Genomic DNA, 23,074 nt, shown 5'->3' with positions numbered 1-23,074 from the left:
TGCGGCCGGAGCACGGCCAGGGGCGGCGCGGTTATCGTCGTCGCAGGAACATCGACAGGTTTCTCCTCTTGGATAGGTGGGGCCCGTTGTCGGGGCGCTCTACAGGCAACTCTTCATCAACAGTCGTTGCGGACCGCCGTACGGACTGCCCTTCATGAACTGCCTTTCATAGACAGTAATGACGGATCAGTCCGCGCAGCAGTTCCACGCATGGCTCGATGCGGTCGAGCTCGAGGTGTTCGTCCGGCTGGTGGGCGCAGGCGATGTCGCCGGGGCCCAGCACCAGGGTCTGGCAGCCGAGCTGCTGAAGATACGGTGCTTCGGTGCCAAAGGCTACCGCTTGTGCCGTGTGCCCGGTCAGACTTTCGGCCAGCCGCACCAGCTCGCTCTGCGCCGGCTCCTCGAAGGGCGGCACGGCGGGGAACAGCGGTGCGTAGTCGATCTTCACGGCGTGACGCTCGGCAACGGGTTTCAGGCGTTCGCGGATGGCCTGGCGCAGGACTTCGGGCTGCATGCCCGGCAGCGGGCGCAGGTCGAACTCCAGCGCGCACTGGCCGCAGATGCGGTTGGGGTTGTCGCCACCGTGGATGCAGCCGAGGTTGAGGGTCGGCTGCGGCACGCTGAACTGCGGGTTGTTGTACTCCTTCTGCCACTGGCCGCGCAGCCCCTGCAGCTCGCCCATCACCGCCTGCATCGCCTCCAGCGCGCTGCGCCCCAGGCTCGGGTCGGAGGAATGGCCGCTCTGCCCGAGGATGTCGATGCGCTCCATCATCACGCCCTTGTGCAGGCGGATCGGCTTGAGGTTGGTCGGCTCGCCGATCACCGCCGCACGCCCCAGCGGCCGCCCCGCCTCGGCCAGCGCGCGGGCGCCGGCCATGGAGCTTTCCTCGTCGCAGGTGGCGAGGATGATCAGCGGCTGCTTGAACGGCTGCTCCAGCAGCGGCAGCAGCGCTTCGATGGCCAGGGCGAAGAAGCCCTTCATGTCGCAGGAGCCCAGGCCGAACCAGCGCCCGTCGCGCTCGTCCAGGCCCAGCGGGTCGCTTTTCCACAGGGCTTCGTCGTAGGGCACGGTGTCGGTGTGCCCGGCCAGCACCAGGCCGCCGGGGCCGCTGCCCAGGGTCGCGACCAGGTTGAACTTGCCTGGCGACACCGGCTGCAGCTCACAGGCAAAGCCCAGGTCCACCAGCCAGTTGCCCAGCAGCTCGACCACCGGGCGGTTGGACTGGTCCAGCACAGGCTGGGTGCAACTGACCGACGGAAGCGCAATCAGCTCGGCGAAGCGTTGTTTCAGCGGCGGCAACGGCATGGCGTTCTCCAGAAGATGGACCCCACTATGGACCATGCGGGCGTGCGGTAAAACCTCGCGGCGCCCGGCAGGAACGCCGAAGTCCTGTAAACTGCATGACTTTGAAGTCTTTTTCGCGCCCGTCGTTCCGTCCGTCCTGCAACAGGTCGGGAAATCGGGCGCGGCCGCTCTGAACCGGACCCCGCCATGCAGAAAGAAACCGAAATCAAATTGCGCGCCAGTCGCGAGACCCTCGAAGCCCTGCGCGAGCATCCCGCGCTGAAGAAGCGCAACAAATCCGGCTGGGAGCCCCGCGAGCTGTTCAACCAGTACTACGACACGCCGGCCCGCGACCTGGCCCGCGCCCGCGTCGCCCTGCGCATGCGCAAGGACGGCGAGCAGTTCATCCAGACCCTGAAGACCCGTGGCCAGAGCGTCGCCGGCCTGTCCGAACGCAACGAGTGGGACTGGTACCTGGAGAAGAACAAGCTCGACCTGAAGAAGCTCGACGACCAGTGCTGGCCAGTCGCCCTGGCCGACCTGGACAAGAAGAGCCTGAAGCCGATCTTCAGCACCGACTTCACCCGCCAGCGCGCCGAGATCGCCTGGGGCCGCGGCAAGGCCAAGGTGGTGATCGAGGCCGCGCTGGACCTGGGCAAGGTCATCGCCGGCAAGCAGGAAGAAGAAATCTGCGAGCTGGAACTGGAATTGCGCCAGGGCGAGCCCGAGGCGCTGCTGGACCTGGCCATCGAACTGGCCGCGGACCTGGCGCTGATGCCCTGCGACATCAGCAAGGCCGAGCGTGGCTACCGCCTGTTCGATCCGGCCAGCTACAGCATCCAGCCCGACACCCAGAAGCTGCTGCATGAAACCCCGCTGGACGGCGCCTTCGCCGCGCTGTCCTGGTCGCTGCTGGGCAGCAGCCAGCGCCTGGCCGAGCAATACCGCTTCAACGGCCACTGGAGCCTGCTGGAAAGCTGGCTGCAGCAACTGGTGGACCTGCGCGCCCTGCTCGGCAGCCTCGGCCAGGCCGTCCCGCGCGCCACCACCCGCGAGCTGCGTGCCGCCCTCGACGCGCTGATTACCGACTGGCAGCCGCGCATCGAGCAGGGTCAGCACGACGAAAGCGTACGCCAGCAGATGCCGGCCGCCTTCCGCGAGGAACTGGCCAACCTGCGCTGGGGTCAGTTCTCCCTGAGCACCTCGCGCTGGCTGCTGGGCAAGGCCTGGACCAGCGAGCGCAACGAACGCGCCAATCGCCTGGGCGGCTCCGCCGTCGGCAAGTGGCTGCAGCGCACCCTGGCCGAAGAGGCCCAGGCCATGCCGCTGCAACGCGCCCAGCAACTGCCCGAGGTACTCGCCGACCAGCTGCCGCGCCTGCAGCGCATGCTGGTCTGGCTGCGCCTGGCGCGCGGCGTGCTGGAGCTGCCGGAAACCGACCGCCTGTACGGCGAACTGGCCAAGCTGCAGGAGCTGCTCGTCACTCCCGACGCCGAGGGGCGCCTGGATGCCCTCGCGGCCCAGGCCCATACTGTGCTGACCCTCAAGCCGTGGAAGGCGCTTTTGAAATAAGCTGGCTCGGCATCGCTGCGGGCCTGTGACCCGCCACTGGAAGTAGGGAGTCCGCATGTCCGTCTTTGCCCCATCCGCCCAGGACCATCCGCTCGATCTGGGCGACATCCTGCGCGAGCTGGTCACCCAGGGCCGCGTCGCCCAGGATGACGCCGAGCAGTGCCTGGCGATCCGCCGCAGCGCCGTGAAGAACCAGCAGCACCCGCTGGAGTTCCTCGCCGCGCAGCAGGTCGCGGACCGCCAGCGGCCGGGGCACAAGCTGGACCTGGACAGCCTGGTGAGGTGGCTGGCGGACTTTTCCGGGCAGCCCTACCTGCGCATCGACCCGCTGAAGATCGACGTCGCCGCGGTCACCCCGCTGATGTCCTACGCCTTCGCCCAGCGCCACCAGATCCTCGCGGTCGCAGTGGCGCCGGATGAAGTCACCATCGCCAGCGCGCAGCCGTTCGTGCACGCCTGGGAGAGCAACCTCACCCACGTGCTCAAGCGCCCGATCAGGCGCGTGGTCGCCAACCCGGTGGATATCCAGCGCTTCACCGTGGAGTTCTACCGCCTCGCCAAGTCGGTGACCGGCGCCAGTTCGCAGGACCAGAAGATCAGCGGCATCGGCAACTTCGAACAGCTGCTCAACCTGGGCGCCAGCGACCAGGAACCCGATGCCAACGACGCGCACATCGTCACCATCGTCGACTGGCTGTTCCAGTACGCCTTCCAGCAGCGCGCCAGCGATATCCACATCGAACCGCGCCGCGAGCAGGGTACCGTGCGTTTCCGCATCGACGGCGTGCTGCACAACGTCTATCAGTTCCCGCCGCAGGTCAGCATGGCGGTGGTCAGCCGCCTGAAGTCCCTGGGCCGGATGAACGTCGCCGAGAAGCGCAAGCCGCAGGATGGCCGGGTGAAGACCAAGACCCCCGACGGCGCCGAGGTGGAGCTGCGCCTCTCGACCCTGCCCACCGCCTTCGGCGAGAAGATGGTGATGCGTATCTTCGACCCCGAGGTGCTGCTCAAGAGCTTCGACCAGCTCGGCTTCTCTCCCGACGACCTGCGTCGCTGGGAAAGCATGACCAGCCAGCCCAACGGCATCATCCTGGTCACCGGGCCCACCGGTTCGGGCAAGACCACCACGCTCTACACCACGCTCAAGCAGCTGGCGACCGACGAGGTGAACCTCTGCACCATCGAGGACCCGATCGAGATGATCGAACCCTCGTTCAACCAGATGCAGGTGCAGCACAACATCGACCTGACTTTCGCCAGCGGCGTACGCGCCCTGCTGCGTCAGGACCCGGACATCATCATGGTCGGCGAAATCCGCGACCTGGAAACCGCCGAGATGGCGATCCAGGCAGCGCTCACCGGGCACCTGGTGCTCTCTACCCTGCACACCAACGACTCGCCCACCGCCATCACCCGTCTGCTGGAACTGGGCGTGCCCTATTACCTGATCCGTGCCACCGTGCTCGGCGTCATGGCCCAGCGCCTGGTGCGTACCCTGTGCCCGCACTGCAAGTCGCCGATGGAGCTGCACGAGGAGGACTGGCAGGAAGTCACCCGCCCGTGGAACGCCCCGCTGCCCACCGGTGCGCACCAGGCCGTCGGCTGTCTGGAGTGCCGCGATACCGGCTACCGCGGACGCGCCGGCGTGTACGAGATCATGCTGCTGAGCGAATCGCTGAAGGAACTGATCACCGCCGACACCGACCTCATCCCGCTGCGTCGCCAGGCCTTCAAGGAAGGCATGCGCAGCCTGCGCCTTTCCGGCGCGCAGAAGGTCGCAGCCGGCCTGACGACCATCGAGGAAGTCATGCGGGTCACCCCGCAAAGCGAGCAGAAATAGGCCGCAGGTCCGGCGCCTGAGGAAAACCCGCGTTCGCCTGCCGGACTTTCCTGCATGCCTGCCTGGCGTGCCGGTTACACTCGATCCATACACCCATTACCCAAGCAGACAAGGAGTCCCTCGCATGGAAATCGGCAGTGTTGCCCTGCTGTTCGTCATCCTCGCCATCGTCATCGTCCTCATGGGGTTCAAGGTCGTGCCCCAGGGTTTCGAATGGACCATCGAGCGCTTCGGCCGCTACACCGTCACCCTGAAGCCGGGACTGAGCATCATCATTCCGGTGGTGGACCGCGTCGGCCAGAAGATCAACATGATGGAGCGCGTGCTCGACGTGCCGCCGCAGGAGGCCATCAGCGCCGACAACGCCATCGTGCAGATCGACGCCGTGTGCTTCTTCCAGGTGGTCGACGCGGCACAGGCCGCCTATGAAGTGAGCGGACTGGAAAACGCCGTGCGCAACCTGGTGATGACCAACATCCGCACCGTGCTCGGCTCCATGGAGCTGGACCACATGCTCAGCCAGCGCGACGCGATCAACGAACGCCTGCTGCGCACCGTCGACGAGGCCACCGCGCCCTGGGGCCTGAAAGTCACCCGTATCGAGATCAAGGACATCAGCCCGCCGGCCGACCTGGTGGAGGCCATGGCCAGCCAGATGAAGGCCGAGCGCCTCAAGCGCGCGCAGATCCTCGAAGCCGAAGGCCGCCGCGCTGCGGAGATCCTCACCGCCGAGGGCAAGAAGCAGGCACAGATTCTCGAAGCCGAAGGCCTGCGCCAGTCGGCCTTCCTCGAATCCGAGGCCCGTGAGCGCCAGGCCGAAGCCGAAGCCAAGGCGACCCAGGTGGTCTCCGAAGCCATCGCCAGCGGCAACGTGCAGGCGATCAACTACTTCGTCGCGCAGAAGTACGTCGACGCCCTCGGCCAGCTGGCCAGCTCGAACAACAGCAAGATCGTGCTGATGCCGCTGGAAGCCAGCCAGGTGATCGGCGCGGTCGGCGGCATCGGTGAGATCGTCAAGGCCACCTTCGGCGAAACCAAGGGCCGTAGCTGATGGCCGCCTTTCTCCAGAACCTCGGTTTCTGGGACTGGCTGGGCCTGGGCATCGTCCTGCTGATCCTGGAAATCTTCGGTGCCGGCGGCTACCTGCTGTGGATCGGCATCGCCGCGGCGCTGACCGGCGTGCTGTCCTTCCTGCTGCCGGGGCTGGACTGGGTCTGGCAGTGCCTGGCCTTCGGCGTGCTGGCGATCCTCACCGCGCTGTACTGGTGGAACCACCAGCGCCTCAACAAGCGCCAGGCCGTCCCTTCCAGCCTCAACCGCCGCGGCAGCGAGCTGGTCGGCCGGCAATTCGCCCTGCATGACGCCATCGTCGGCGGGCGCGGCAAGATCCGCGTCGGTGACAGCGTCTGGCTGGTCAGCGGGCCGGACCTGCCGGTGGGCGCGCAAGTTCGTGTGACCGGACAGGATGGTGTTCTGCTGCTCGTCGAACCCGTCTGAAGGCAAGGCCGAACGGCGGATAACGTCGGGCGTTATCCGCCCTACGCTCTGGCCTACCCTGAACCTGTAGGAGCGAGGGGGACGCCTAGTCCTTGCTCGCGAACCAAAGCCCGCAGCGGGGCCTGTTCGCGAGCAAGCTCGCTCCTACGAAAAGCAAAAAAGCCGCCCGAGGGCGGCTTTTTCATTCAGGCGATGCTCAGCTCGCGGCCGACTGCGCCGGGGCGCGGCGGTAGGCCCAGACCATCAGCGCGATGCCGCCCAGGACCATCGGTACGCACAGCACCTGGCCCATGGTCAGCCAGCCCCAGGCCAGGTAACCCAGCTGGGCATCCGGCACGCGGACGAACTCGACGATGAAGCGGAAGATGCCGTAGCACAGCACGAACAGGCCGGACACCGAGGCGGTCGGGCGCGGCTTGCGGGTGAACAGCCAGAGCACGACGAACAGCGCCACGCCTTCCAGCGCGAACTGGTACAGCTGCGACGGGTGGCGCGGCTCCGGGCCGCCGGTGGGGAAGATCATCGCCCAGGGCACATCGGACACCTTGCCCCACAGCTCGCCGTTGATGAAGTTGCCGATACGCCCGGCGCCCAGGCCGATCGGCACCAGCGGCGCGATCAGGTCCATCAGCTGGAAGAAGCTCTTGTTGTTGCGCTTGCCGAACCACCAGGTGGCCAGCATCACGCCGATCAGCCCGCCGTGGAAGGACATGCCGCCCTTCCACACCTCGAAGATCAGCGTCGGGTTGGCGATGTACTCGTCCAGGTTGTAGAACAGCACGTAGCCCAGGCGACCGCCCAGGACCACGCCGCACGCCACCCAGAAGACCAGGTCGGAGAGTTTCTCCTTGGTCCAGGTGGGGTCGAAATCCTTCAGCTTGCGCGACGCCAGCAGCCAGGCGCCGCCGATGCCGATCAGGTACATCAGGCCGTACCAGTGGATTTTCAGCGGCCCGAGCGCAACGGCAACCGGGTCGATCTGTGGATAAGGCAGCATCCGCTACTCCTAATTAACTGGAACTCAGATCAGGAAACTCAAGCCCACGCTGAACAGCAGCAGGGCGAACAAACGCTTGAGCACCAGGGGTGGCAGGCGATGCGCCAGCCGTGCCCCGATGCGGGCGAAGAACATGCTGGTGACGGCAATGCCCACCAGCGCCGGCAGGTAGACGAAGCCCAGGCTCAGCTCCGGCAGCTTGTCGTTGTGCCAGCCGACGACGATGAAGGATATCGCGCCGGCGATGGCGATCGGCAGGCCGCACGCCGAGGAAGTCGCAACCGCCTGTTGCATGGAGACGCCACGCCAGGTCAGGAAAGGCACGGTCAGCGAGCCGCCGCCGATGCCGAAAATGGCCGAAGCCCAGCCCACCACGCCGCCGGCCACGCCCAGGCCGAAGCGCCCCGGCAGGTCGCGCGCGCCCTTGGGCTGCAGGCCCAGCGCCATCTGCAGCGACACCAGGATGGCGAAGGTGCCGATGATCTTCTGCAGCACCGGGCCCTGGATCTTCGACGCGGTAATCGCCCCCAGCGCGCTGCCGACCAGGATGCCGACGGTCATCCAGCCGAACACCGGCCAGCGCACCGCGCCACGGCGATGGTGCTCGATGATCGAATTGATCGAGGTGAAGACGATGGTCGCCAGCGACGTGCCGACCGCCATCTGGGTCAGTACGTCGGGCGAGAAACCGTGGGCACCGAAGCTGAACACCAGGGCCGGGACGATGATCAACCCGCCGCCGACGCCGAACAGGCCGGCGAGCACGCCAGCGCAGGCGCCAAGCACCAGGTAGAGCACGAACTCCATGGGCAACCTCGGGCAACAAAGCGGGCATGGTAGCCGAAGGCTCCCGGGCGCTCCAGCCACTCCGGGACATCGGCGGATGTTGATAGACTGCCGGAACACCACGGAGTTCGCCCCATGTGCCTGATCGTCTTCGCCTGGCGTCCCAGCCACGCCACGCCCCTGATCGTCGCGGCCAACCGCGATGAGTTCTACGCCCGCCCGACCCTGCCGCTGGCAGCCTGGGAGGAATACCCCGGCCTCTACGCCGGCCGCGACCTGGAGGCCGGCGGTACCTGGCTGGGCGTCGCGCCGGGCGGTCGTTTCGCCGCCCTGACCAACGTGCGCGACCCCGGCCAGCCGCTGGGCCCGCGCTCCCGTGGCGAGCTGGTGGCGGCCTTCCTGCAGGGCCGCCAGGCGCCCCTGGAGTACCTGCAGCACGTCGCCCGCCGCGCGACGGACTACAGCGGCTTCAACCTGCTGGTGGGCGACAGCGCGCAACTCTGCTACTTCAATCCCCGCGTCGGCCCGCCGGTGGCGGTGGCGCCGGGTGTGCACGGGCTCTCCAACGCCGCGCTGAATACGCCCTGGCCCAAGCTGCTGAATGCCCGCGACGGGCTGGAAGCTGCACTGGAGAGGCCGGACACCGGCTCACTGGTGGCGCTGCTGGCCGACAACCGCCAGCCCAGTGATGCGGAGCTGCCGGAAACCGGCGTCGGCATGGCCACGGAGCGCCTGCTCTCCAGCGTGTTCATCGCCAGCCCGACCTACGGCACCCGCGCCAGTACGGCGCTGATCGTCCACGCGGACGGCCGCCGCGAACTGCTGGAGCACAGCTTCGGCCCCAGCGGCGCACGGTTGGGAGAGGTGTCGTTGAACCTGTAGATCGCCGAGCTCGCTGCTCGGCGTCAGGCCTGGATGGTCGCCGCAGGGTTGATCACCCGGCCCAGCCCCAGATTGCGCAGGGCCAGGTGCAGCGAGCTGTGGATAACCTGCGGGTTGTCGAAGGTCATCAGTTGGCCGAGCAGTTCGCGAGAACGGGACAGGGTCATCTGGCGCAGCAGCCACTTCACCTTCGGCAGGTTGGTGGCGTTCATCGACAGCGAGTCGAAGCCCATGGCCATCAGCAGCACGGCGGCCGCCGGGTCGCCGGCCATCTCGCCGCAGATGCTCACCGGCTTGCCTTCGGCGTGTGAGTCATCGACCACCTTCTTCAGCGCCTGCAGCACGGCCGGGTGCAGGTAGTCGTAGAGGTCGGCGACGCGCGGGTTGTTGCGGTCCACCGCCAGCAGGTACTGGGTCAGGTCGTTGGAGCCGACCGAGAGGAAGTCCACCTGGCGCGCCAGCTCGCGGGTCTGGTACACGGCGGCGGGGATCTCCACCATCATGCCGATCGGCGGCATGGGGATGTCGACGCCTTCGTCGCGCACTTCGCCCCAGGCGCGGTGGATCAGGTGCAGCGCCTCTTCCAGCTCGTGGGTGCCGGAGATCATCGGCAGCAGGATACGCAGGTTGTCCAGGCCTTCACTGGCCTTGAGCATGGCGCGCGTCTGCACCAGGAAGATTTCCGGGTGGTCGAGGGTGACGCGGATGCCGCGCCAGCCGAGGAACGGGTTGTCTTCCTTGATCGGGAAGTACGACAGCGCCTTGTCGCCGCCGATGTCCAGGGTGCGCATGGTCACCGGCAGCGGATGGAAGGCGGAGAGCTGCTCGCGGTAGATGGCGAGCTGTTCCTTCTCGCTGGGGAAGCGGTCGTTGATCATGAACGGCACTTCGGTGCGGTACAGGCCGACCCCTTCGGCACCGCGCTCCTGGGCGCGCGCCACGTCGGCCAGCAGGCCGGTGTTGACCCACAGCGGCATGCGATGGCCGTCCAGTGTTTCGCAGGGCAGCTCGCGCAGTGCGGCCAGGCCCTTGCTCAGTTCCTTTTCTTCGGCGACCACTTCGCCGTACTGCTTGACCAGCTGCGGCGACGGGTTGGTGTAGATCTCACCGTGGTAGCCGTCGACGATCAGGTCGATGCCGTCGACCTTGGAATACGGCAGGTCGACCGCGCCCATGACGGTCGGGATGCCCATGGCACGAGCGAGGATGGCGACGTGGGAGTTGCCCGAACCGAGCACCGAGATCAGGCCCACCAGCTTGCCCTCGGGCACTTCGCCGAGCATGGCCGGCGACAGCTCCTCGCTGACGATGATGGTCTGGTCGGGGTAGGTCAGCGACTGCTTACGCTCTTCCTGGAGGTAGGCCAGGATGCGTCGGCCGATGTCCTTGACGTCGGAGGCGCGCTCGCGCAGGTAGGCGTCGTCCATCAGTTCGAAGCGCTGCACATGCTCCATGACCACCTGGCGCAGGGCGCCCTGGGCCCACTGGCCGGTGCGGATGATGCGTTTGACTTCGAGGCCGATGGAGGCGTCGTCGAGCATCATCAGGTAGACGTCGAACAGCGCCCGCTCTTCCTTGCGCAGCTGGGTCGCCAGCTTGCTGGAGAGGTTGCGCATGTCCTCGCGGACCGATTCCAGCGCCTGCTTGAAGCGCTCGACCTCGGCCTCGACATCGTCGATGGGTTTGTCCGGAACGACTTCGAGATCAGCCGGCGGCAGCACCACCACGGCCTTGCCCACGGCCACGCCGGGGGCGCCGGGGACGCCGACGAACTTGGCTTCGCTGATGCCCTTGCCCATCTTGCCCAGGCCGCGGATCGAGCCAGTGGCCTCGGCGTGGGCGATAACGCCGGCGAGCTGCGCGCTCATGGTGACGAGGAAGGCTTCCTCGCCCTCGTCGAACTGGCGCTTTTCCTTCTGCTGCACGACCAGAACGCCCATCACCCGACGGTGGTGGATGATCGGCGCGCCGAGGAAGGAGGCATAGCGTTCCTCGCCGGTCTCGGCGAAGTAGCGGTAACGGGGGTGTTCGGAGGCGTTCTCGAGGTTCAGCGGCTCTTCGCGGGTGCCGACCAGGCCGACCAGGCCCTCGTTGGGCGCCATGCTGACCTTGCCGATGGAGCGCTTGTTCAGGCCCTCGGTGGCCATCAGCACGAAGCGGTTGCTCTCCGGGTCGAGCAGGTAGACCGAGCACACCTGGCTGCCCATGGCCTCCTTGACCCGCAGCACGATGATGCCCAGCGCCGCCTTGAGGTCCTTGGCGGAGTTCACTTCCTGGACGATCTTACGCAGCGTGTTGAGCATGGCGTGGGGGTCTAACTCCTTGATCTTCGTGCTAGTCGCGCGCCAGCAGGCGCGGTGCCAATTCCTTCAGGGCCCGGCGGTAGACCTCGCGCTTGAAGGTCACGACCTGGCCCAGCGGGTACCAGTAGCTCACCCATTTCCAGCCGTCGAATTCGGGCTTGCCGGTGACATCCATGCGCACCCGGCTTTCCTCGCCGGTCAGGCGCAGAAGGAACCACTTCTGTTTCTGCCCGATGCACAGCGGCTGGCTGTTGGTACGCACCAGGCGTTGCGGCAGGCGGTATCGCAGCCAGCCCCGGGTGCAGGCGAGGATCTTGACGTCCTGCTCTTCCAGGCCGACTTCTTCGTTCAGTTCGCGGTACAGCGCTTCCTCAGGGGTTTCTCGGGCGTTGATGCCGCCCTGGGGAAATTGCCAGGCTTCCTGGTTGATGCGCCGTGCCCACAGTACCTGTCCGACATCGTTGCAAAGGATGATGCCGACATTGGGGCGAAAACCATCGGGATCGATCACGGCGGTACATCCTCGAAATCGCGTGTGCCCGCATTGTTCCACAAAGCTTGTGACAGCGGCAACGCGGGCTGCGGCGTCCTGTGCCGGGGGGGCAAAAGCCGTTACTCTAGGCGACTTTTCCGTATTGGCAACTGGCGGTAATCCATCGTGCGACTGGCTCTCTTCGATCTCGACAACACCCTCCTGGCCGGCGACAGCGACCACAGCTGGGGCGAATGGCTGTGCCAGCGCGCTCTGGTGGATGCCGGCGAGTACCAGGCGCGCAACGATGCCTTCTATGCCGACTACATGGCCGGCACCCTCGACGTGTTCGCCTACCAGGCCTTCACCCAGGCGATTCTGGGCCGCAACAGCCTGGACCAGCTGGACACCTGGCACCGCCAGTTCATGCACGACGTCATCGAGCCCATCGTCCTGGCCAAGGGTGAAGCCCTGCTGGCCGAGCACCGCGCCGCGGGCGACAAGCTGGTGATCATCACCGCCACCAACCGTTTCGTCACCGGGCCGATTGCCGCACGCCTGGGCGTGGAAACCCTGATCGCCACCGAGTGCGAGATGCTCGATGGCCTCTACACCGGTCGCACCTGCGACGTGCCGTGCTTCCAGGGCGGCAAGGTGACCCGCCTCAACCGCTGGCTCGAAGAGACCGGCCTGAAGCTGGACGACGCCTACTTCTACAGCGACTCGCGCAACGACCTGCCGCTGCTGGAACTGGTGGCCAACCCGGTGGCCGTCGACCCCGACGACACCCTGCGCGCCACCGCCACCGAGCGCGGCTGGCCGGTGATCAGCCTGCGCTAAGAGCCCACCATCCTGCGCTGAGGGCTCAGAAGCCCTTGTTGACCATCAGGTAGAAGATCGCCAGAAAGGCCAGAAACGCCGGCCAGCCCAGGGCGAACCACCAGCGCATATAGAGGAAGGCCCTGGGCGGCAACGCTGCAGCATCACGGTGCGCCGCCTCGGCCATGTCGCGCACGCGGATCTGCAGCCACACCACCGGCAGCCAGCAGGCGCCGGCGAACACGTAGAGCGCCAGGCTCCACAGCAGCCAGCCCGAACCCAGCGGCCAGCCGGCCATCTGCGCCATGGCGATGCCGCTCAGCGGCTGGAACACCGCCGTGGTGGCGATGAACAGCCAGTCGGCGGTGACCAGGTGGCGGAAGGTGATGCGGATGGCCTCCAGGTTGCCGCTGCGCCAGGCGCGCCAACTGTAGTAGGCCGAGCCCAGCCCGGTGCCGAACAGCAGCGTGGAGGACAGGATGTGCAGGGTCTTGAGCAGCAGGTAGAGGTTCACGCGGTGGGCATCACACCGGCTTGCTGATCATCAGCACCAGGATGGCGACCACGCACAACAGCGCGAGCGCGAAGAAGGCCAGGCCGAACTTCCACTGCCGGGCTGCACTGGCGCCGATCGGCTCGCCGCTGCTCTGCGCCAGCAGCGCCAGGTCGCGGATGCGCCACAGGCGTGTGGTGAACAGCAGCCAGAAGATCGTCGCGACGATCAACAGACAGGCACTGCCCAGCAGCCAGGTCTGGCCCAGCGGCCAGCCGACGGTCTGCACCATGCGATAACCGGTGACCGGCAGGCTGGCGACGCTGCCGGCCACCAGTACCCAGCCGATCAGGCCGATGCGCTGCAGCGCCTTGGCGATCACTCCGGCGTCGCCAGCACGCCAGCTGCGCCAGCCGTACCAGGCCAGGCCGATGATGGCCAGGAACGGCAGCACCGCGGCGATGCCGTGGAGGATGCGGAAGGTCTGCAGGCTTTCCATTTCAGGTCCCTGTGAAGAAGGCGGCGATCCGACAAGCCTAGCAGCAGTCGCGCCGCCCCTGCCCGCTCCTCAGCCGAGGAACAGGCGATAGGCCGGGTTGTCGGTCTCGTCCCAGTAGGGGTAGCCGATCTCTTCCAGCGCGGCCGCCACCAGGTGACGCTCGTCTTCCGGCACCTGCAGGCCTGCGACTACGCGACCGTCGGCGGCGCCGTGGTTGCGGTAGTGGAACAGGGTGATGTTCCAGCGCCCGCCCAGGCGATTGAGGAAGTTGAACAGCGCGCCGGGACGCTCGGGGAACTCGAAGCGGAACACCTGCTCGCCGGAGACCCGCGGCGAATGGCCACCGACCATGTGGCGAATGTGCAACTTGGCCAGCTCGTTGTCGGTCAGGTCCAGCACCGGGAAGCCCTGCTCCTGCAGCTGCTGCACCAGCGCCGCGCGCGGGTCGTTCTCCGGGTGCGTCTGCACGCCGACGAAGATGTGCGCTTCGCTGTCGGTGTTGTAGCGGTAGTTGAACTCGGTGATCTGGCGCTTGCCGATGGCCTCGCAGAAGGCCTTGAAGCTGCCCGGGCGCTCGGGGATGGTCACCGCGATGATCGCTTCGCGCTTCTCGCCCAGCTCCGCGCGCTCGGCCACGTGGCGCAGGCGGTCGAAGTTGATGTTGGCGCCCGAGTCGATGGCGACCAGGGTCTCGCCCTTCACGCCCTCGCGCTCGACGTACTTCTTGATCCCGGCCAAGGCCAGCGCGCCGGCGGGCTCGGTGATCGAGCGGGTGTCGTCGTAGATGTCCTTGATCGCCGCGCAGATCTCGTCGGTGCTGACGGTGATCACTTCGTCGACATGGTCCTTGCACAGCTCGAAGTTGTGCTTGCCGATCTGCGCCACGGCGACGCCGTCGGCGAACAGCCCGACCTGGCCGAGCACCACGCGCTCGCCGGCGGCCATGGCGGCCTGCAGGCAGTTGGAGTCGTCCGGCTCGACGCCGATGACCTTGATCTCCGGGCGCAGGTACTTCACGTAGGCGGCGATGCCGGCGATCAGCCCGCCGCCACCGACGGGCACGAAGATCGCGTCGATGCGGCCGGGGTTCTGGCGGAGGATTTCCATGGCCACGGTGCCCTGGCCGGCGATCACGTCCGGATCGTCGTAGGGGTGGATGTAGACGTAGCCCTTCTCTTCCACCAGCTTCAGCGAGTGCGCCAGGGCATCGGGGAAAGCATCACCGTGCAGCACGGCCTTGCCGCCGCGGGCGCGTACGCCCTGGACTTTCAGCTCCGGGGTGGTGCGCGGCATCACGATGGTGGCCTTGATGCCCAGCTCGCGGGCGGCCAGCGCCACGCCCTGGGCATGGTTGCCGGCGGAGGCGGTGACGACGCCGCGGGCCAGTTCTTCCGGGCTCAGTTGCGCCAGCTTGTTGTAGGCGCCGCGAATCTTGAAGGAGAACACCGGCTGCAGGTCTTCGCGTTTCAGCAGAATCTGGTTGCCCAGGCGCTCGGAGAGCTGGCGGGCGGGCTGCAGGGGCGTTTCCACGGCAACGTCGTAGACACGCGAGGTGAGGATCTTCTTGACGTAGTGTTCGAGCATCGGAAGGGCTATATCGGCGGCTTTTCGAGGAAGAGCGAGTCTACTCCAGCGGGCGCGGCGCGGGCCACCGAACAATCCGCGCGCAGATGACCGTAACAGTTGCCCGGCGGCGCAACACCGGCGCGCCCCGGGCCGCTATAATCCGCCCTTTCGACTATTCCCCGGCGCCGTTGCGCCCATCCAGGTAAGAAGACCCTCGCCATGAACCAGGATCAGCTCAAGCAGGCTGTGGCCCAGGCCGCCGTCGATCACATCCTTCCGCACCTCGACAGCAAGAGCATCGTCGGCGTGGGCACCGGCTCCACCGCCAACTTCTTCATCGACCTGCTGGCCCGGCACAAGGCCGAGTTCGACGGCGCCGTGGCCAGCTCCGAAGCCACCGCCCAGCGCCTGAAGGGCCATGGCATCCCGGTCTACGACCTGAACACGGTCAGCGAGCTGGAGTTCTACGTGGACGGCGCCGACGAGACCAACGAGCGCCTGGAGCTGATCAAGGGCGGCGGCGCCGCGCTGACCCGCGAGAAGATCGTTGCGGCCGTGGCCAAGGAATTCATCTGCATCGCCGACGCCAGCAAGCTGGTGCCGATGCTCGGCGGCTTCCCGCTGCCGGTGGAAGTCATCCCCATGGCCCGCAGCCATGTGGCGCGCCAGCTGGTGAAGCTGGGCGGCGACCCGGTGTACCGCGAGGGCGTGCTGACCGACAACGGCAACATCATCCTCGACGTGCACAACCTGCGCATCGACAGCTCGGTGCAACTGGAAGAGGCGATCAACAACATCGTCGGCGTAGTCACCAACGGCCTGTTCGCCGCACGCCCGGCCGACCTGCTGCTGCTGGGCACCGCCGAAGGCGTAAAGACCCTCAAGGTCTGACGCCACCCGGCGCCATCCGCCGGATGGCGCCTTCCAGGGCGCCTGCTGCCGTCTACGCTGGGATGACCCAGCCCTCCCGGAAGGAGATGCAGCATGGCCGCCAAGTACCATCTGAAGAAGGCCAGTGATGGCCAGTTCCACTTCAACCTGCACGCCAGCAACGGCGAGATCGTCCTGACCAGCGAGCTGTACAAGGCCAAGACCTCGGCTCACGAGGGGATCGATTCGGTCCGCAGGAACTCCCAGCGCGAAGGCGCCTTCGAGGTCAAGGTCGCCAGCAACGGCAAGCACTACTTCGTGCTCAAGGCCACCAACGGCCAGGTCGTCGGACAGAGCCAGATGTACGCCAGCAAGGCCACCGCCGATGCCGGCGTGGCAGCGGTGAAGCGCTATGCGGCGGATGCACCGATCAGCGATGACACCTAAGGCGGCGACATCTCGCGCTTCTTGAAGACATAGAAAAGATTGGGCTCGCTGACCAGATAAAGCGTGCCCTGGTCGTCCATGGCGATGCCTTCGGCCTGTGGCACGCCGCGCCGCAGCCCCTGCATGCCACGCAGCAGCGACAGCGAACTGACCGGTTCGCCGTCGGCGCTCAGCTCCAGCACCAGCCGCGATTCGTCGGAGAGTGCCAGCAGGTGCCCGCTGCGCTCGTCGTACTGCAGGCTGGAGAGGTCGCGGACGAACAGGTTGCGGTTGTGCTTGAGGTCCTCCACCACGTGCACCGCAATGGGCTGCTGCGACTGCTCGTAGGGGAAACCGCGCACCTCGTAGATGTGCACGGGATTGCGCTCCTTGGCGACGAACAGGCGCTTGCCCACCGAGTCATAGGCCAGCCCCTCGAAGCCGCTGTTGCCGCCGCGCCCCAGTGCCAGGGAGAGTTGCTGGGCGTCGTCGGCGTTCAACGCCTTGGTGTCGTCGCGCAGCTCCACACGAAGCAGGCGCTGGTGGGTTTCGTCGCTGATCACGTAGACATTGCGACTGATGTACTCGATGGCCTCCGTATCGCCGAAGCCATGCAGCTCGATCCTGCGCAGCAGCGTGCCTTCGAGCGACAACTCGACCAGCTCGTTGCGCTTGTTGGTAACGGTGAAGAGGGTCTGCCGGTCCGGGTCGTAGGTCAGCGCCGAGACATTCTCGTCCAGCCCCTTGATCGGTTGCGCCTCCAGTACCACGCGATAGTCGGGCAGCCAGATGGACTTCTCCTGCCACTCGGCTGCGTGGCGCCACTCGTTGAGCTTGAACCAGGCGCGTTCGTAGACCCGGAAGCTCTGGCCCAGTGCCAACAGCGAGGCCATGGCGAGCAACGCCAGCAGCACGATCAGACGGCGGGGCTTGAGCAGACGGCGCATGGAGGTCTCGGGGGAGTTGGCGTGGCAGATTGGCAGCAGCGGCTGAAGCCAAACTTAAAGGCCATCACGGGCTGCGGGCAGGCTAGAGTCAGGTTAGCGCAAGACTGTCCCATGTTTCTTTGGCAAGTGACGGCAAGAGGCGTATCGATGGCCCAGCAGCTGCTCCCTGAACAACGCCAGCAGGCGACCCTGCACACCGTGGTGCTGGCGACCGAGGTGCTGCACCACGCCGGCGTGCCACGGCCGAAGCTGCTCGAAGGCAGCGGCATCGGCGAGGCAGACCTGCTGACCCCGGAAAAGCTGATCACCCACGCGCAGGAACTGCGGGTCTTCGCCAATGCCCTGAACAGCCACCACGACCCGGCGCTGGGCCTCTACCTCGGCCTGCGCATGCATGTCTCGGCTTACGGCATCCTCGGCTACAGCATGCTTGCCAGCCGCACCCTGCGCGATGCGCTGCAACTGGCGCTGTCGTTCCCCGAACTGCTCGGCACCTACTTCCGCCTGGCACTGACTCCGCAGGGCGACGAAGTCCACCTGACCGCCGATGGCTACCGCTACGCGCCGGAGCTCACGGTGTTCAACACCGAGCTGTGCCTGACCTCGCTGCTGACGGTGATCCGCGACCTGCTCGGCGAGTCGGTGCGTCCGCGCCGGCTGCTGCTCGCCTATCGCCCGCCGCTGCACGCGGAGACCTACACCGAACGCCTGGGCTGCCCGGTGGATTTCGGCGCGCCCACCAGTGCGCTGTGCTTCAGCCCGGCGCTGCTGGACCGGCCGCTGCCGCTGGCCGATCCGGTCAGCTGCCACAACGGTGTGCAGCAGTGCCTGCGCATGAGCGCGATGCTCAGCGCCCGCGGCGACGTGATCGACCAGTTGCGCCAGCACCTGGCCAGCCACCTGCAGGACACCGCCAGTCTGGACACCGTGGCGCGCCACCTGCACCGCTCCACCCGCACCCTGCGCCGCCACCTGCAGCAGCAGAACACCAGCTATCAACAGGTGCTCGACGAGGTGCGCTTCGACCGCGCGCGGCAGCTGCTCAAGGACACCGACCTGCCGATCTACCTGATCGCCGAGCAATTGGGCTACAGCGAAACGGCCAGCTTCCGGCATGCCTTCCAGCGTTGGAGCGGAGCGAGTCCGAGTCTGTATCGGGGCTGAGGAGTGGGCCGGGAACACCCTCTCCCCAGCCCTCTCCCTGAAGGGAGAGGGAGTGTCCGAGTGACTCGGGCGCTCGCGCTCTCCTGACACCAGGGTTGCAAGCGGGGCACGTTGTTTCCCTTCACGCCGAATCAGTCCCCTCTCCCCTCGGAGCGGGGCGCGCAGCCAGGGTCAGGGAGAGGGAAGAGGCCCAGCCCAGGCACTGAAGCCTTCCGCTTCGCGAGCAAGCTCGCTCCTACGAAAAGCCTGAGAAACGACGCCCCGCTGGCGCCCGGAATCCTGCATTGCAGAGCGCATTTTCAACTTGGCCTGATTTATCCCTTATTGGCCTGATCTATCGTTCTGCGCATCCCGCGGCTTGGTCATTATCAATCCGCAGCTAGGTGAAACGGCCCTAGAAACCGTAAAACCTCAACAATAACAACTGCTTAACTGCATGGTACAAGCATGACCAGCGCGATCACCATCGAGCGGATATGCATGGAGTTCGGTACACCCGGACAAGGCCTCAAGGCCCTGGACGACGTGTCACTGGAAATCCGCGCCAACGAATTCTTCACCCTCCTCGGCCCGTCGGGCTGCGGCAAGACCACCTTGCTGCGACTGATCGCCGGCTTCGAACAACCCTCCTCCGGCAGCATTCGCCTGTATGGCGACGCGATGGAAGGCCTTCCGCCCTTCCGCCGCCCGGTCAATACCGTCTTCCAGAGCTACGCCCTGTTCCCCCACATGACCGTGGCGGAGAACATCGCCTTCGGCCTGGAAATGCAGGGCAAGCAGCGCAGCGACATCGACGCCACCGTGCAGAAGATGCTCGACCTGGTGCGCCTGCCCGACGTTGGCAAACGCCGCGCCGACCAGCTCTCCGGCGGCCAGCAACAGCGCATCGCCCTGGCCCGCGCCCTGGCCAGCCGGCCCAAGGTGCTGCTGCTCGACGAATCGCTGTCCGCGCTGGACCTCAAGCTGCGCAAGGAAATGCAGATCGAGCTCAAGCGCCTGCAGCATGAGACCGGCATCACCTTCATCTTCGTCACCCACGACCAGGAAGAAGCCCTGACCATGTCCGACCGCATCGCGGTGATGAGTCGCGGCAAGGTCATGCAGATCGGCACGCCCACCGAGATCTACGAGGCACCGGTCAACCGCCTGGTGGCCGACTTCATCGGCGAGACCAACTTCCTCGAAGGCGAATCCAGCGGTGACAGTGTGCGCCTGGCCGACGGCCAGACGCTGCCGGCCGCCACCACCCTGCCCGGCAAGGTGACCCTGGCGATCCGCCCGGAGCGCACCGAACTCGCGCAGGACGGCCAGCTCGAAGGCGTGGTGGAGAACATCGTCTACGTCGGCACCGACACCGTGTACCACCTCAATGTCGCCGGTCAGGGCGGCTTCCGGGTCCGTCAGCAGAACCGCGACGGCGCCCTTTCCACCCACGCGCCCGGCGCGCGGGTGCGGGTCCGCATTCCCGCCACCGCCATCCGGGTGCTGGCCGAATGAGTACACTGCGCGCACAAGCGGAACGCAAATCGCTGTTCAATCGCCTGGCCCTGACCAGCCCGGCAATGATCATGCTGATCGTGTTCCTGGTCCTGCCGCTGGGCATCATGTTCGCCGTGTCGGTCCAGGCGCCGGGGGACTACGGCGGCGTGAAGTGGGGCCAGCACACCGTCGAGGCCTACATCAACTTCCTCTGGGAACGCGATCTGGACGACAGCCTGGCGTTCAACGCCGACTACCTGGGCATCTTCCAGCGCTCGTTCTGGCTGTCGATCCTGACCACCATCGGCTGCGTGCTGATCGGCTTCCCCACCGCGCTGTACCTGGCGCTGCAGGACGAACGCCGGCGCAACCTGCTGCTGTTCCTGGTCACGGTGCCGTTCTGGACCAACCTGCTGGTGCGCGTCTACGCCTGGATGCTGCTGCTGCGCAACGGCGGGCTGATCGACGAGGGCCTGCACGGGCTGGGCTTTTCCAGTGCGTCGCTGGGCATCCTCTACACCGATAACGCGGTGATCATCGGCCTGCTCTACACCTACCTGCCGTTCATGGTCCTGCCCATCTACACCAGCCTGGAGAAGATGGACTGGCGCCTGGTGGAGGCGGCCTTCGACCTGGGCGCCAACCGCTGGAAGGCGCTGAAGCGGATCATCATCCCGCTGGCCATGCCCGGCATCGTCGCCGGCTGCATCCTGGTGTTCATCCCCTCGCTGGGCAGCTACATCATTCCCGAGCTGCTCGGGGGCGGTAAGTCGCTGATGATCGGCAACCTGATCCAGCTGCAGTTCGGCACGGCGCACAACTGGCCGTTCGGCGCGGCGCTGTCCTTCGCCCTGCTGGCCTTCGTGCTGCTGGCGATGATGATCTACAGCATGCGGTTCAAGCAGGGCGCGTCGGGAGGTCATCCATGAAGTCGGCCAACCCGCTCTGGCGGTTCACCGGGGTCCGGCCTGCCGCCTGGCTGTTCTTCGCCTTCCTCTACATCCCGATCTTCGTGCTGGTGGTGCTGAGCTTCAACAGCGGCCAGTCGGCCACGCTGTGGGAAAGCTTCAGCCTGAAGTGGTACTCGGTGGTCGCGGATGACCCGGAGATTCTGCGCGCGGCGAAGAACTCGCTGATCGTCGCCACTCTGGCCACCGTCGTCGCCACCACCCTGGCCACGCTCGCCGCGCTGGGCATGCGCGGTCGCTCGTTCCGCGGGCAGACGCTGATGAGCGGCGTGCTGGGCCTGCCGCTGCTGGTGCCGGAGATCGTCACCGCGGTGGCGACCCTGATGTTCTTCGCCTTCATCGGCCTGAAGCTGTCGCTGTTCACCATCCTGCTGGCGCACATCGTGTTCTGCATTCCCTTCGCCTACCTGCCGATCCGCGCCCGTCTCGAAGGCATGGACCCGCGGCTGGCGGAAGCGGCGGCGGACCTCTATGCCTCGCCGTGGAAGACCTTCTGGAAGGTGACCTTCCCCCTGCTGACGCCGGGAATCGTGTCCGGTGCGATGCTGGCGTTCATCATCTCGATGGACGACTTCGTCATCACCTACTTCGTCGCCGGCGCCGGGGCCACCACCCTGCCGGTGTACATCTTCAGCTCCATCCGCATGGGGATTTCCCCGAAGATCAACGCCATATCTTCAATAATACTGTTGATTTCCATCGCGTTCGTTGCGTTGTCGTACTACGTCGGCCAGCGTCGCCGCTGACCTCCTGCCGCCAAACAAAACAACATTGCAAGGAGCTTCACCGATGAAATTCCGCCGTACCCCCATCGCCCGCGCGCTCGTCGCCGCCAGCCTGCTGCTGGCCGGCAGCGCCCACGCCGACGGCACCCTGCACTTCGCCAACTGGTCCGACTACTTCCCGCCGGAACTGCTGAAGAAGTTCGAAAAGGACACCGGCATCCACGCCACCCTGGACTCCTACGACAGCAACGAGACCCTGCTGGCCAAGCTCAAGGCCGGCGGCGGCGCCTACGACGTGGTCGTGCCGTCGGACAGCTTCATCGAGATCTTCGTCAAGGAAGGCCTGCTGCAGAAGCTCGACAAGTCGCAACTGCCGAACCTGGCCAACCTGAAGGACAAGTTCAAGACCCTGACCTACGACCCGGGCCACGACTATTCCGTGCCCTACCTGTGGGGCACCACCGGCTACAGCTACGACAGCGCCAAGGTCCCCGGCGGCAAGCTGGATGAAAGCTGGAAGCCGTTCTTCGAGCCGCCGGCCGAGCTGAAGGGCAAGGTGGTGGCGCTCAACTCCATCGAGGAGCTGTACGCCCCGGCGTCCTACTACCTGGGCATCGACGAGTGCACCGAGGACCCGAAAGAGGCGGCGAAGATCCAGGACCTGCTGCTCAAGCAGAAACCGATGCTGGCCATGTACAACAGCGACGGCACCATCGAGCGCATGGCCGCCGGCGAAGTCTCCATGCACCAGCAATGGAACGGCGCCTTCCACCGCGCCCACGCCCAGCGCGCCAGCCTGGTCTACGTCTATCCCAAGGAAGGCGTGCGCCTGTTCATCGACAACCTGACCATTCCCAAGGACGCCACCAACATCAAGGAGGCCCACGCCTTCCTGAACTGGATGATGCAGCCTGAGAACATCGCCCTGGCCTCCAACTTCGCCAAGTACAACAACGCGATCGAAGGCTCGGACAAGTTCATGGACAAGGAGCTGTTCGACGACCCGGCGATCAACACCCCGGCCGACAAGCTGGATCGCCTGAAGCCCTTCAAGCTGTGCTCGCCCAAGGCGCTGCAACTGCGCTCCAAGGTCTGGACCAAGCTGAAGAAATGACCCGCAGGTCACCCGGCGCGGCGGTGCGCGCCGGGTGTCCCTGACAGCCAATTTGGCCATCTCGATCCCTTTTTGACCCTTTGCAGGGTTCTGCCCGGCACCCTGCGGTTGCTAGAGTCGGGCGGCTCGCGCAGGGAGCGGCTGGAAAGGCGGCCAGCCCTTGCACCATCACAGATGGCGCAAGGATTTCCCGAGGGAACGCGAGCGCGTTATCCACAAGAACAAATGCCCCGAGAACGCCCATGACCAGCTTTTGCGTCACCCTGCAGCACACACCCTCATTCCTCGCGCGTCGTCAGCGCTGCGGCTGAGCCGCAAGCCGACGACTTCAGGACGGCCACCGAACGCCGCCCGCCCGCAAGACACCCTA

Annotated in this window: 22 protein-coding genes; 13 read left to right on the top strand and 9 right to left on the bottom strand. The window is 66.2% G+C overall.

What is annotated here, in order from left to right:
• Window positions 1–166 precede the first annotated feature (166 nt).
• The gene (gene argE, locus J2T47_RS14165; protein WP_253447713.1) at window positions 167–1,306 is read right to left on the bottom strand and encodes an acetylornithine deacetylase; all 1,140 of its coding nucleotides are present in this window, start codon (window positions 1,304–1,306) and stop codon (window positions 167–169) included.
• A 186-nt stretch (window positions 1,307–1,492) separates the two neighbouring features.
• On the opposite strand from argE, the gene J2T47_RS14160 reads away from it, so the two are divergent.
• From J2T47_RS14160 to J2T47_RS14145, 4 genes are all read left to right on the top strand, one after another.
• Window positions 1,493–2,857 carry a CYTH domain-containing protein gene (locus J2T47_RS14160; protein WP_253447711.1) on the top strand — a complete coding sequence of 455 codons (1,365 nt, stop codon included), beginning with the start codon at window positions 1,493–1,495 and terminating at the stop codon, window positions 2,855–2,857.
• 55 nt (window positions 2,858–2,912) lie between these two features.
• Complete coding sequence (locus J2T47_RS14155; RefSeq protein WP_253447709.1) at window positions 2,913–4,697, top strand: GspE/PulE family protein; 1,785 nt, start codon at window positions 2,913–2,915, stop codon at window positions 4,695–4,697.
• Window positions 4,698–4,821: 124 nt separating this feature from the next.
• Window positions 4,822–5,748 carry an SPFH domain-containing protein gene (locus J2T47_RS14150; RefSeq protein ID WP_081515277.1) on the top strand — a complete coding sequence of 309 codons (927 nt, stop codon included), beginning with the start codon at window positions 4,822–4,824 and terminating at the stop codon, window positions 5,746–5,748.
• Window positions 5,748–6,194: an NfeD family protein gene (locus J2T47_RS14145; protein WP_253447707.1), complete on the top strand. Its 447-nt coding sequence runs from the start codon at window positions 5,748–5,750 to the stop codon at window positions 6,192–6,194. The genes J2T47_RS14150 and J2T47_RS14145 overlap by 1 nt, the downstream gene beginning before the upstream one ends.
• A 196-nt stretch (window positions 6,195–6,390) precedes the next feature.
• Here the strand turns inward: J2T47_RS14145 and lgt are convergent, their stop codons facing one another.
• A complete protein-coding gene (lgt, locus tag J2T47_RS14140; RefSeq protein WP_253447705.1) occupies window positions 6,391–7,191 on the bottom strand; it encodes a prolipoprotein diacylglyceryl transferase in 801 nt (266 codons plus the stop codon).
• 24 nt (window positions 7,192–7,215) lie between these two features.
• Window positions 7,216–7,998: a sulfite exporter TauE/SafE family protein gene (locus J2T47_RS14135; RefSeq protein ID WP_253447703.1), complete on the bottom strand. Its 783-nt coding sequence runs from the start codon at window positions 7,996–7,998 to the stop codon at window positions 7,216–7,218.
• A 114-nt stretch (window positions 7,999–8,112) separates the two neighbouring features.
• On the opposite strand from J2T47_RS14135, the gene J2T47_RS14130 reads away from it, so the two are divergent.
• The gene (locus tag J2T47_RS14130) at window positions 8,113–8,859 is read left to right on the top strand and encodes an NRDE family protein (protein ID WP_253447701.1); all 747 of its coding nucleotides are present in this window, start codon (window positions 8,113–8,115) and stop codon (window positions 8,857–8,859) included.
• 23 nt (window positions 8,860–8,882) lie between these two features.
• Here J2T47_RS14130 and ptsP read toward each other — a convergent pair whose 3' ends face one another.
• Both ptsP and J2T47_RS14120 read right to left on the bottom strand, forming a co-directional pair.
• Window positions 8,883–11,162, bottom strand: coding sequence for a phosphoenolpyruvate--protein phosphotransferase (gene ptsP, locus J2T47_RS14125; RefSeq protein ID WP_253447699.1), 2,280 nt, complete (start codon window positions 11,160–11,162; stop codon window positions 8,883–8,885).
• 31 nt (window positions 11,163–11,193) lie between these two features.
• Complete coding sequence (locus J2T47_RS14120; protein ID WP_017520843.1) at window positions 11,194–11,673, bottom strand: RNA pyrophosphohydrolase; 480 nt, start codon at window positions 11,671–11,673, stop codon at window positions 11,194–11,196.
• Between the two features lie 147 nt (window positions 11,674–11,820).
• Between J2T47_RS14120 and J2T47_RS14115 the strand changes: the two genes are divergently transcribed.
• Window positions 11,821–12,474 carry an HAD family hydrolase gene (locus J2T47_RS14115; RefSeq protein WP_253447697.1) on the top strand — a complete coding sequence of 218 codons (654 nt, stop codon included), beginning with the start codon at window positions 11,821–11,823 and terminating at the stop codon, window positions 12,472–12,474.
• 25 nt (window positions 12,475–12,499) lie between these two features.
• On the opposite strand, the gene J2T47_RS14110 is transcribed toward J2T47_RS14115, so the two are convergent.
• The 3 genes from J2T47_RS14110 to ilvA form a co-directional block, all read right to left on the bottom strand.
• Window positions 12,500–12,967, bottom strand: coding sequence for a DUF2269 family protein (locus J2T47_RS14110; protein ID WP_253447695.1), 468 nt, complete (start codon window positions 12,965–12,967; stop codon window positions 12,500–12,502).
• 10 nt (window positions 12,968–12,977) lie between these two features.
• Window positions 12,978–13,445: a DUF2269 domain-containing protein gene (locus J2T47_RS14105; RefSeq protein WP_253447693.1), complete on the bottom strand. Its 468-nt coding sequence runs from the start codon at window positions 13,443–13,445 to the stop codon at window positions 12,978–12,980.
• A gap of 69 nt (window positions 13,446–13,514) precedes the next feature.
• Window positions 13,515–15,029: a threonine ammonia-lyase, biosynthetic gene (gene ilvA, locus J2T47_RS14100; protein WP_253447691.1), complete on the bottom strand. Its 1,515-nt coding sequence runs from the start codon at window positions 15,027–15,029 to the stop codon at window positions 13,515–13,517.
• Between the two features lie 201 nt (window positions 15,030–15,230).
• Between ilvA and rpiA the strand changes: the two genes are divergently transcribed.
• Together rpiA and J2T47_RS14090 are read left to right on the top strand one after the other, a co-directional pair.
• Window positions 15,231–15,902 (top strand): ribose-5-phosphate isomerase RpiA, encoded by a 672-nt coding sequence (gene rpiA, locus J2T47_RS14095; RefSeq protein WP_253447689.1) that lies wholly within the window; start codon window positions 15,231–15,233, stop codon window positions 15,900–15,902.
• Between the two features lie 93 nt (window positions 15,903–15,995).
• A complete protein-coding gene (locus J2T47_RS14090; protein ID WP_253447687.1) occupies window positions 15,996–16,328 on the top strand; it encodes a YegP family protein in 333 nt (110 codons plus the stop codon).
• On the opposite strand, the gene J2T47_RS14085 is transcribed toward J2T47_RS14090, so the two are convergent.
• Window positions 16,325–17,254 (bottom strand): SdiA-regulated domain-containing protein, encoded by a 930-nt coding sequence (locus J2T47_RS14085; RefSeq protein WP_253447685.1) that lies wholly within the window; start codon window positions 17,252–17,254, stop codon window positions 16,325–16,327. The genes J2T47_RS14090 and J2T47_RS14085 overlap by 4 nt on opposite strands.
• 147 nt (window positions 17,255–17,401) lie before the next feature.
• On the opposite strand from J2T47_RS14085, the gene J2T47_RS14080 reads away from it, so the two are divergent.
• The 5 genes from J2T47_RS14080 to J2T47_RS14060 all read left to right on the top strand — a co-directional run bounded on the left by J2T47_RS14080 (window position 17,402) and on the right by J2T47_RS14060 (window position 22,704).
• Complete coding sequence (locus J2T47_RS14080) at window positions 17,402–18,418, top strand: AraC family transcriptional regulator (RefSeq protein ID WP_253447682.1); 1,017 nt, start codon at window positions 17,402–17,404, stop codon at window positions 18,416–18,418.
• Window positions 18,419–18,865: 447 nt separating this feature from the next.
• Window positions 18,866–19,915: an ABC transporter ATP-binding protein gene (locus J2T47_RS14075; protein ID WP_253447679.1), complete on the top strand. Its 1,050-nt coding sequence runs from the start codon at window positions 18,866–18,868 to the stop codon at window positions 19,913–19,915.
• A complete protein-coding gene (locus J2T47_RS14070) occupies window positions 19,912–20,826 on the top strand; it encodes an ABC transporter permease (protein ID WP_253447677.1) in 915 nt (304 codons plus the stop codon). The genes J2T47_RS14075 and J2T47_RS14070 overlap by 4 nt, the downstream gene beginning before the upstream one ends.
• On the top strand, window positions 20,823–21,611 hold the full coding sequence (locus J2T47_RS14065) for an ABC transporter permease (RefSeq protein WP_045215587.1): 789 nt from the start codon (window positions 20,823–20,825) through the stop codon (window positions 21,609–21,611). The genes J2T47_RS14070 and J2T47_RS14065 overlap by 4 nt, the downstream gene beginning before the upstream one ends.
• Before the next feature lie 43 nt (window positions 21,612–21,654).
• Window positions 21,655–22,704 (top strand): ABC transporter substrate-binding protein, encoded by a 1,050-nt coding sequence (locus J2T47_RS14060; protein ID WP_253447674.1) that lies wholly within the window; start codon window positions 21,655–21,657, stop codon window positions 22,702–22,704.
• The last annotated feature ends 370 nt before the right edge of the window (window positions 22,705–23,074 follow it).

Source organism: Pseudomonas nitroreducens (assembly GCF_024170165.1).
Lineage (GTDB): Bacteria > Pseudomonadota > Gammaproteobacteria > Pseudomonadales > Pseudomonadaceae > Pseudomonas > Pseudomonas nitroreducens_C.
Note: the sequence above shows the minus strand (reverse complement) of the source record. Positions and strands in the feature narration are given on the sequence as shown.

Coding starts and splice junctions, on each gene's coding strand:
- J2T47_RS14145 (WP_253447707.1), top strand. CDS start 5,748: ATGGCCGCCTTTCTCCAGAACCTCGGTTTCTGGGACTGGCTGGGCCTG.
- J2T47_RS14065 (WP_045215587.1), top strand. CDS start 20,823: ATGAAGTCGGCCAACCCGCTCTGGCGGTTCACCGGGGTCCGGCCTGCC.
- argE (WP_253447713.1), bottom strand. CDS start 1,306: ATGCCGTTGCCGCCGCTGAAACAACGCTTCGCCGAGCTGATTGCGCTT.
- J2T47_RS14130 (WP_253447701.1), top strand. CDS start 8,113: ATGTGCCTGATCGTCTTCGCCTGGCGTCCCAGCCACGCCACGCCCCTG.
- J2T47_RS14160 (WP_253447711.1), top strand. CDS start 1,493: ATGCAGAAAGAAACCGAAATCAAATTGCGCGCCAGTCGCGAGACCCTC.
- J2T47_RS14135 (WP_253447703.1), bottom strand. CDS start 7,998: ATGGAGTTCGTGCTCTACCTGGTGCTTGGCGCCTGCGCTGGCGTGCTC.
- ilvA (WP_253447691.1), bottom strand. CDS start 15,029: ATGCTCGAACACTACGTCAAGAAGATCCTCACCTCGCGTGTCTACGAC.
- J2T47_RS14070 (WP_253447677.1), top strand. CDS start 19,912: ATGAGTACACTGCGCGCACAAGCGGAACGCAAATCGCTGTTCAATCGC.
- ptsP (WP_253447699.1), bottom strand. CDS start 11,162: ATGCTCAACACGCTGCGTAAGATCGTCCAGGAAGTGAACTCCGCCAAG.
- J2T47_RS14085 (WP_253447685.1), bottom strand. CDS start 17,254: ATGCGCCGTCTGCTCAAGCCCCGCCGTCTGATCGTGCTGCTGGCGTTG.
- J2T47_RS14105 (WP_253447693.1), bottom strand. CDS start 13,445: ATGGAAAGCCTGCAGACCTTCCGCATCCTCCACGGCATCGCCGCGGTG.
- rpiA (WP_253447689.1), top strand. CDS start 15,231: ATGAACCAGGATCAGCTCAAGCAGGCTGTGGCCCAGGCCGCCGTCGAT.
- J2T47_RS14060 (WP_253447674.1), top strand. CDS start 21,655: ATGAAATTCCGCCGTACCCCCATCGCCCGCGCGCTCGTCGCCGCCAGC.
- J2T47_RS14150 (WP_081515277.1), top strand. CDS start 4,822: ATGGAAATCGGCAGTGTTGCCCTGCTGTTCGTCATCCTCGCCATCGTC.
- J2T47_RS14080 (WP_253447682.1), top strand. CDS start 17,402: ATGGCCCAGCAGCTGCTCCCTGAACAACGCCAGCAGGCGACCCTGCAC.
- J2T47_RS14075 (WP_253447679.1), top strand. CDS start 18,866: ATGACCAGCGCGATCACCATCGAGCGGATATGCATGGAGTTCGGTACA.
- lgt (WP_253447705.1), bottom strand. CDS start 7,191: ATGCTGCCTTATCCACAGATCGACCCGGTTGCCGTTGCGCTCGGGCCG.
- J2T47_RS14090 (WP_253447687.1), top strand. CDS start 15,996: ATGGCCGCCAAGTACCATCTGAAGAAGGCCAGTGATGGCCAGTTCCAC.
- J2T47_RS14155 (WP_253447709.1), top strand. CDS start 2,913: ATGTCCGTCTTTGCCCCATCCGCCCAGGACCATCCGCTCGATCTGGGC.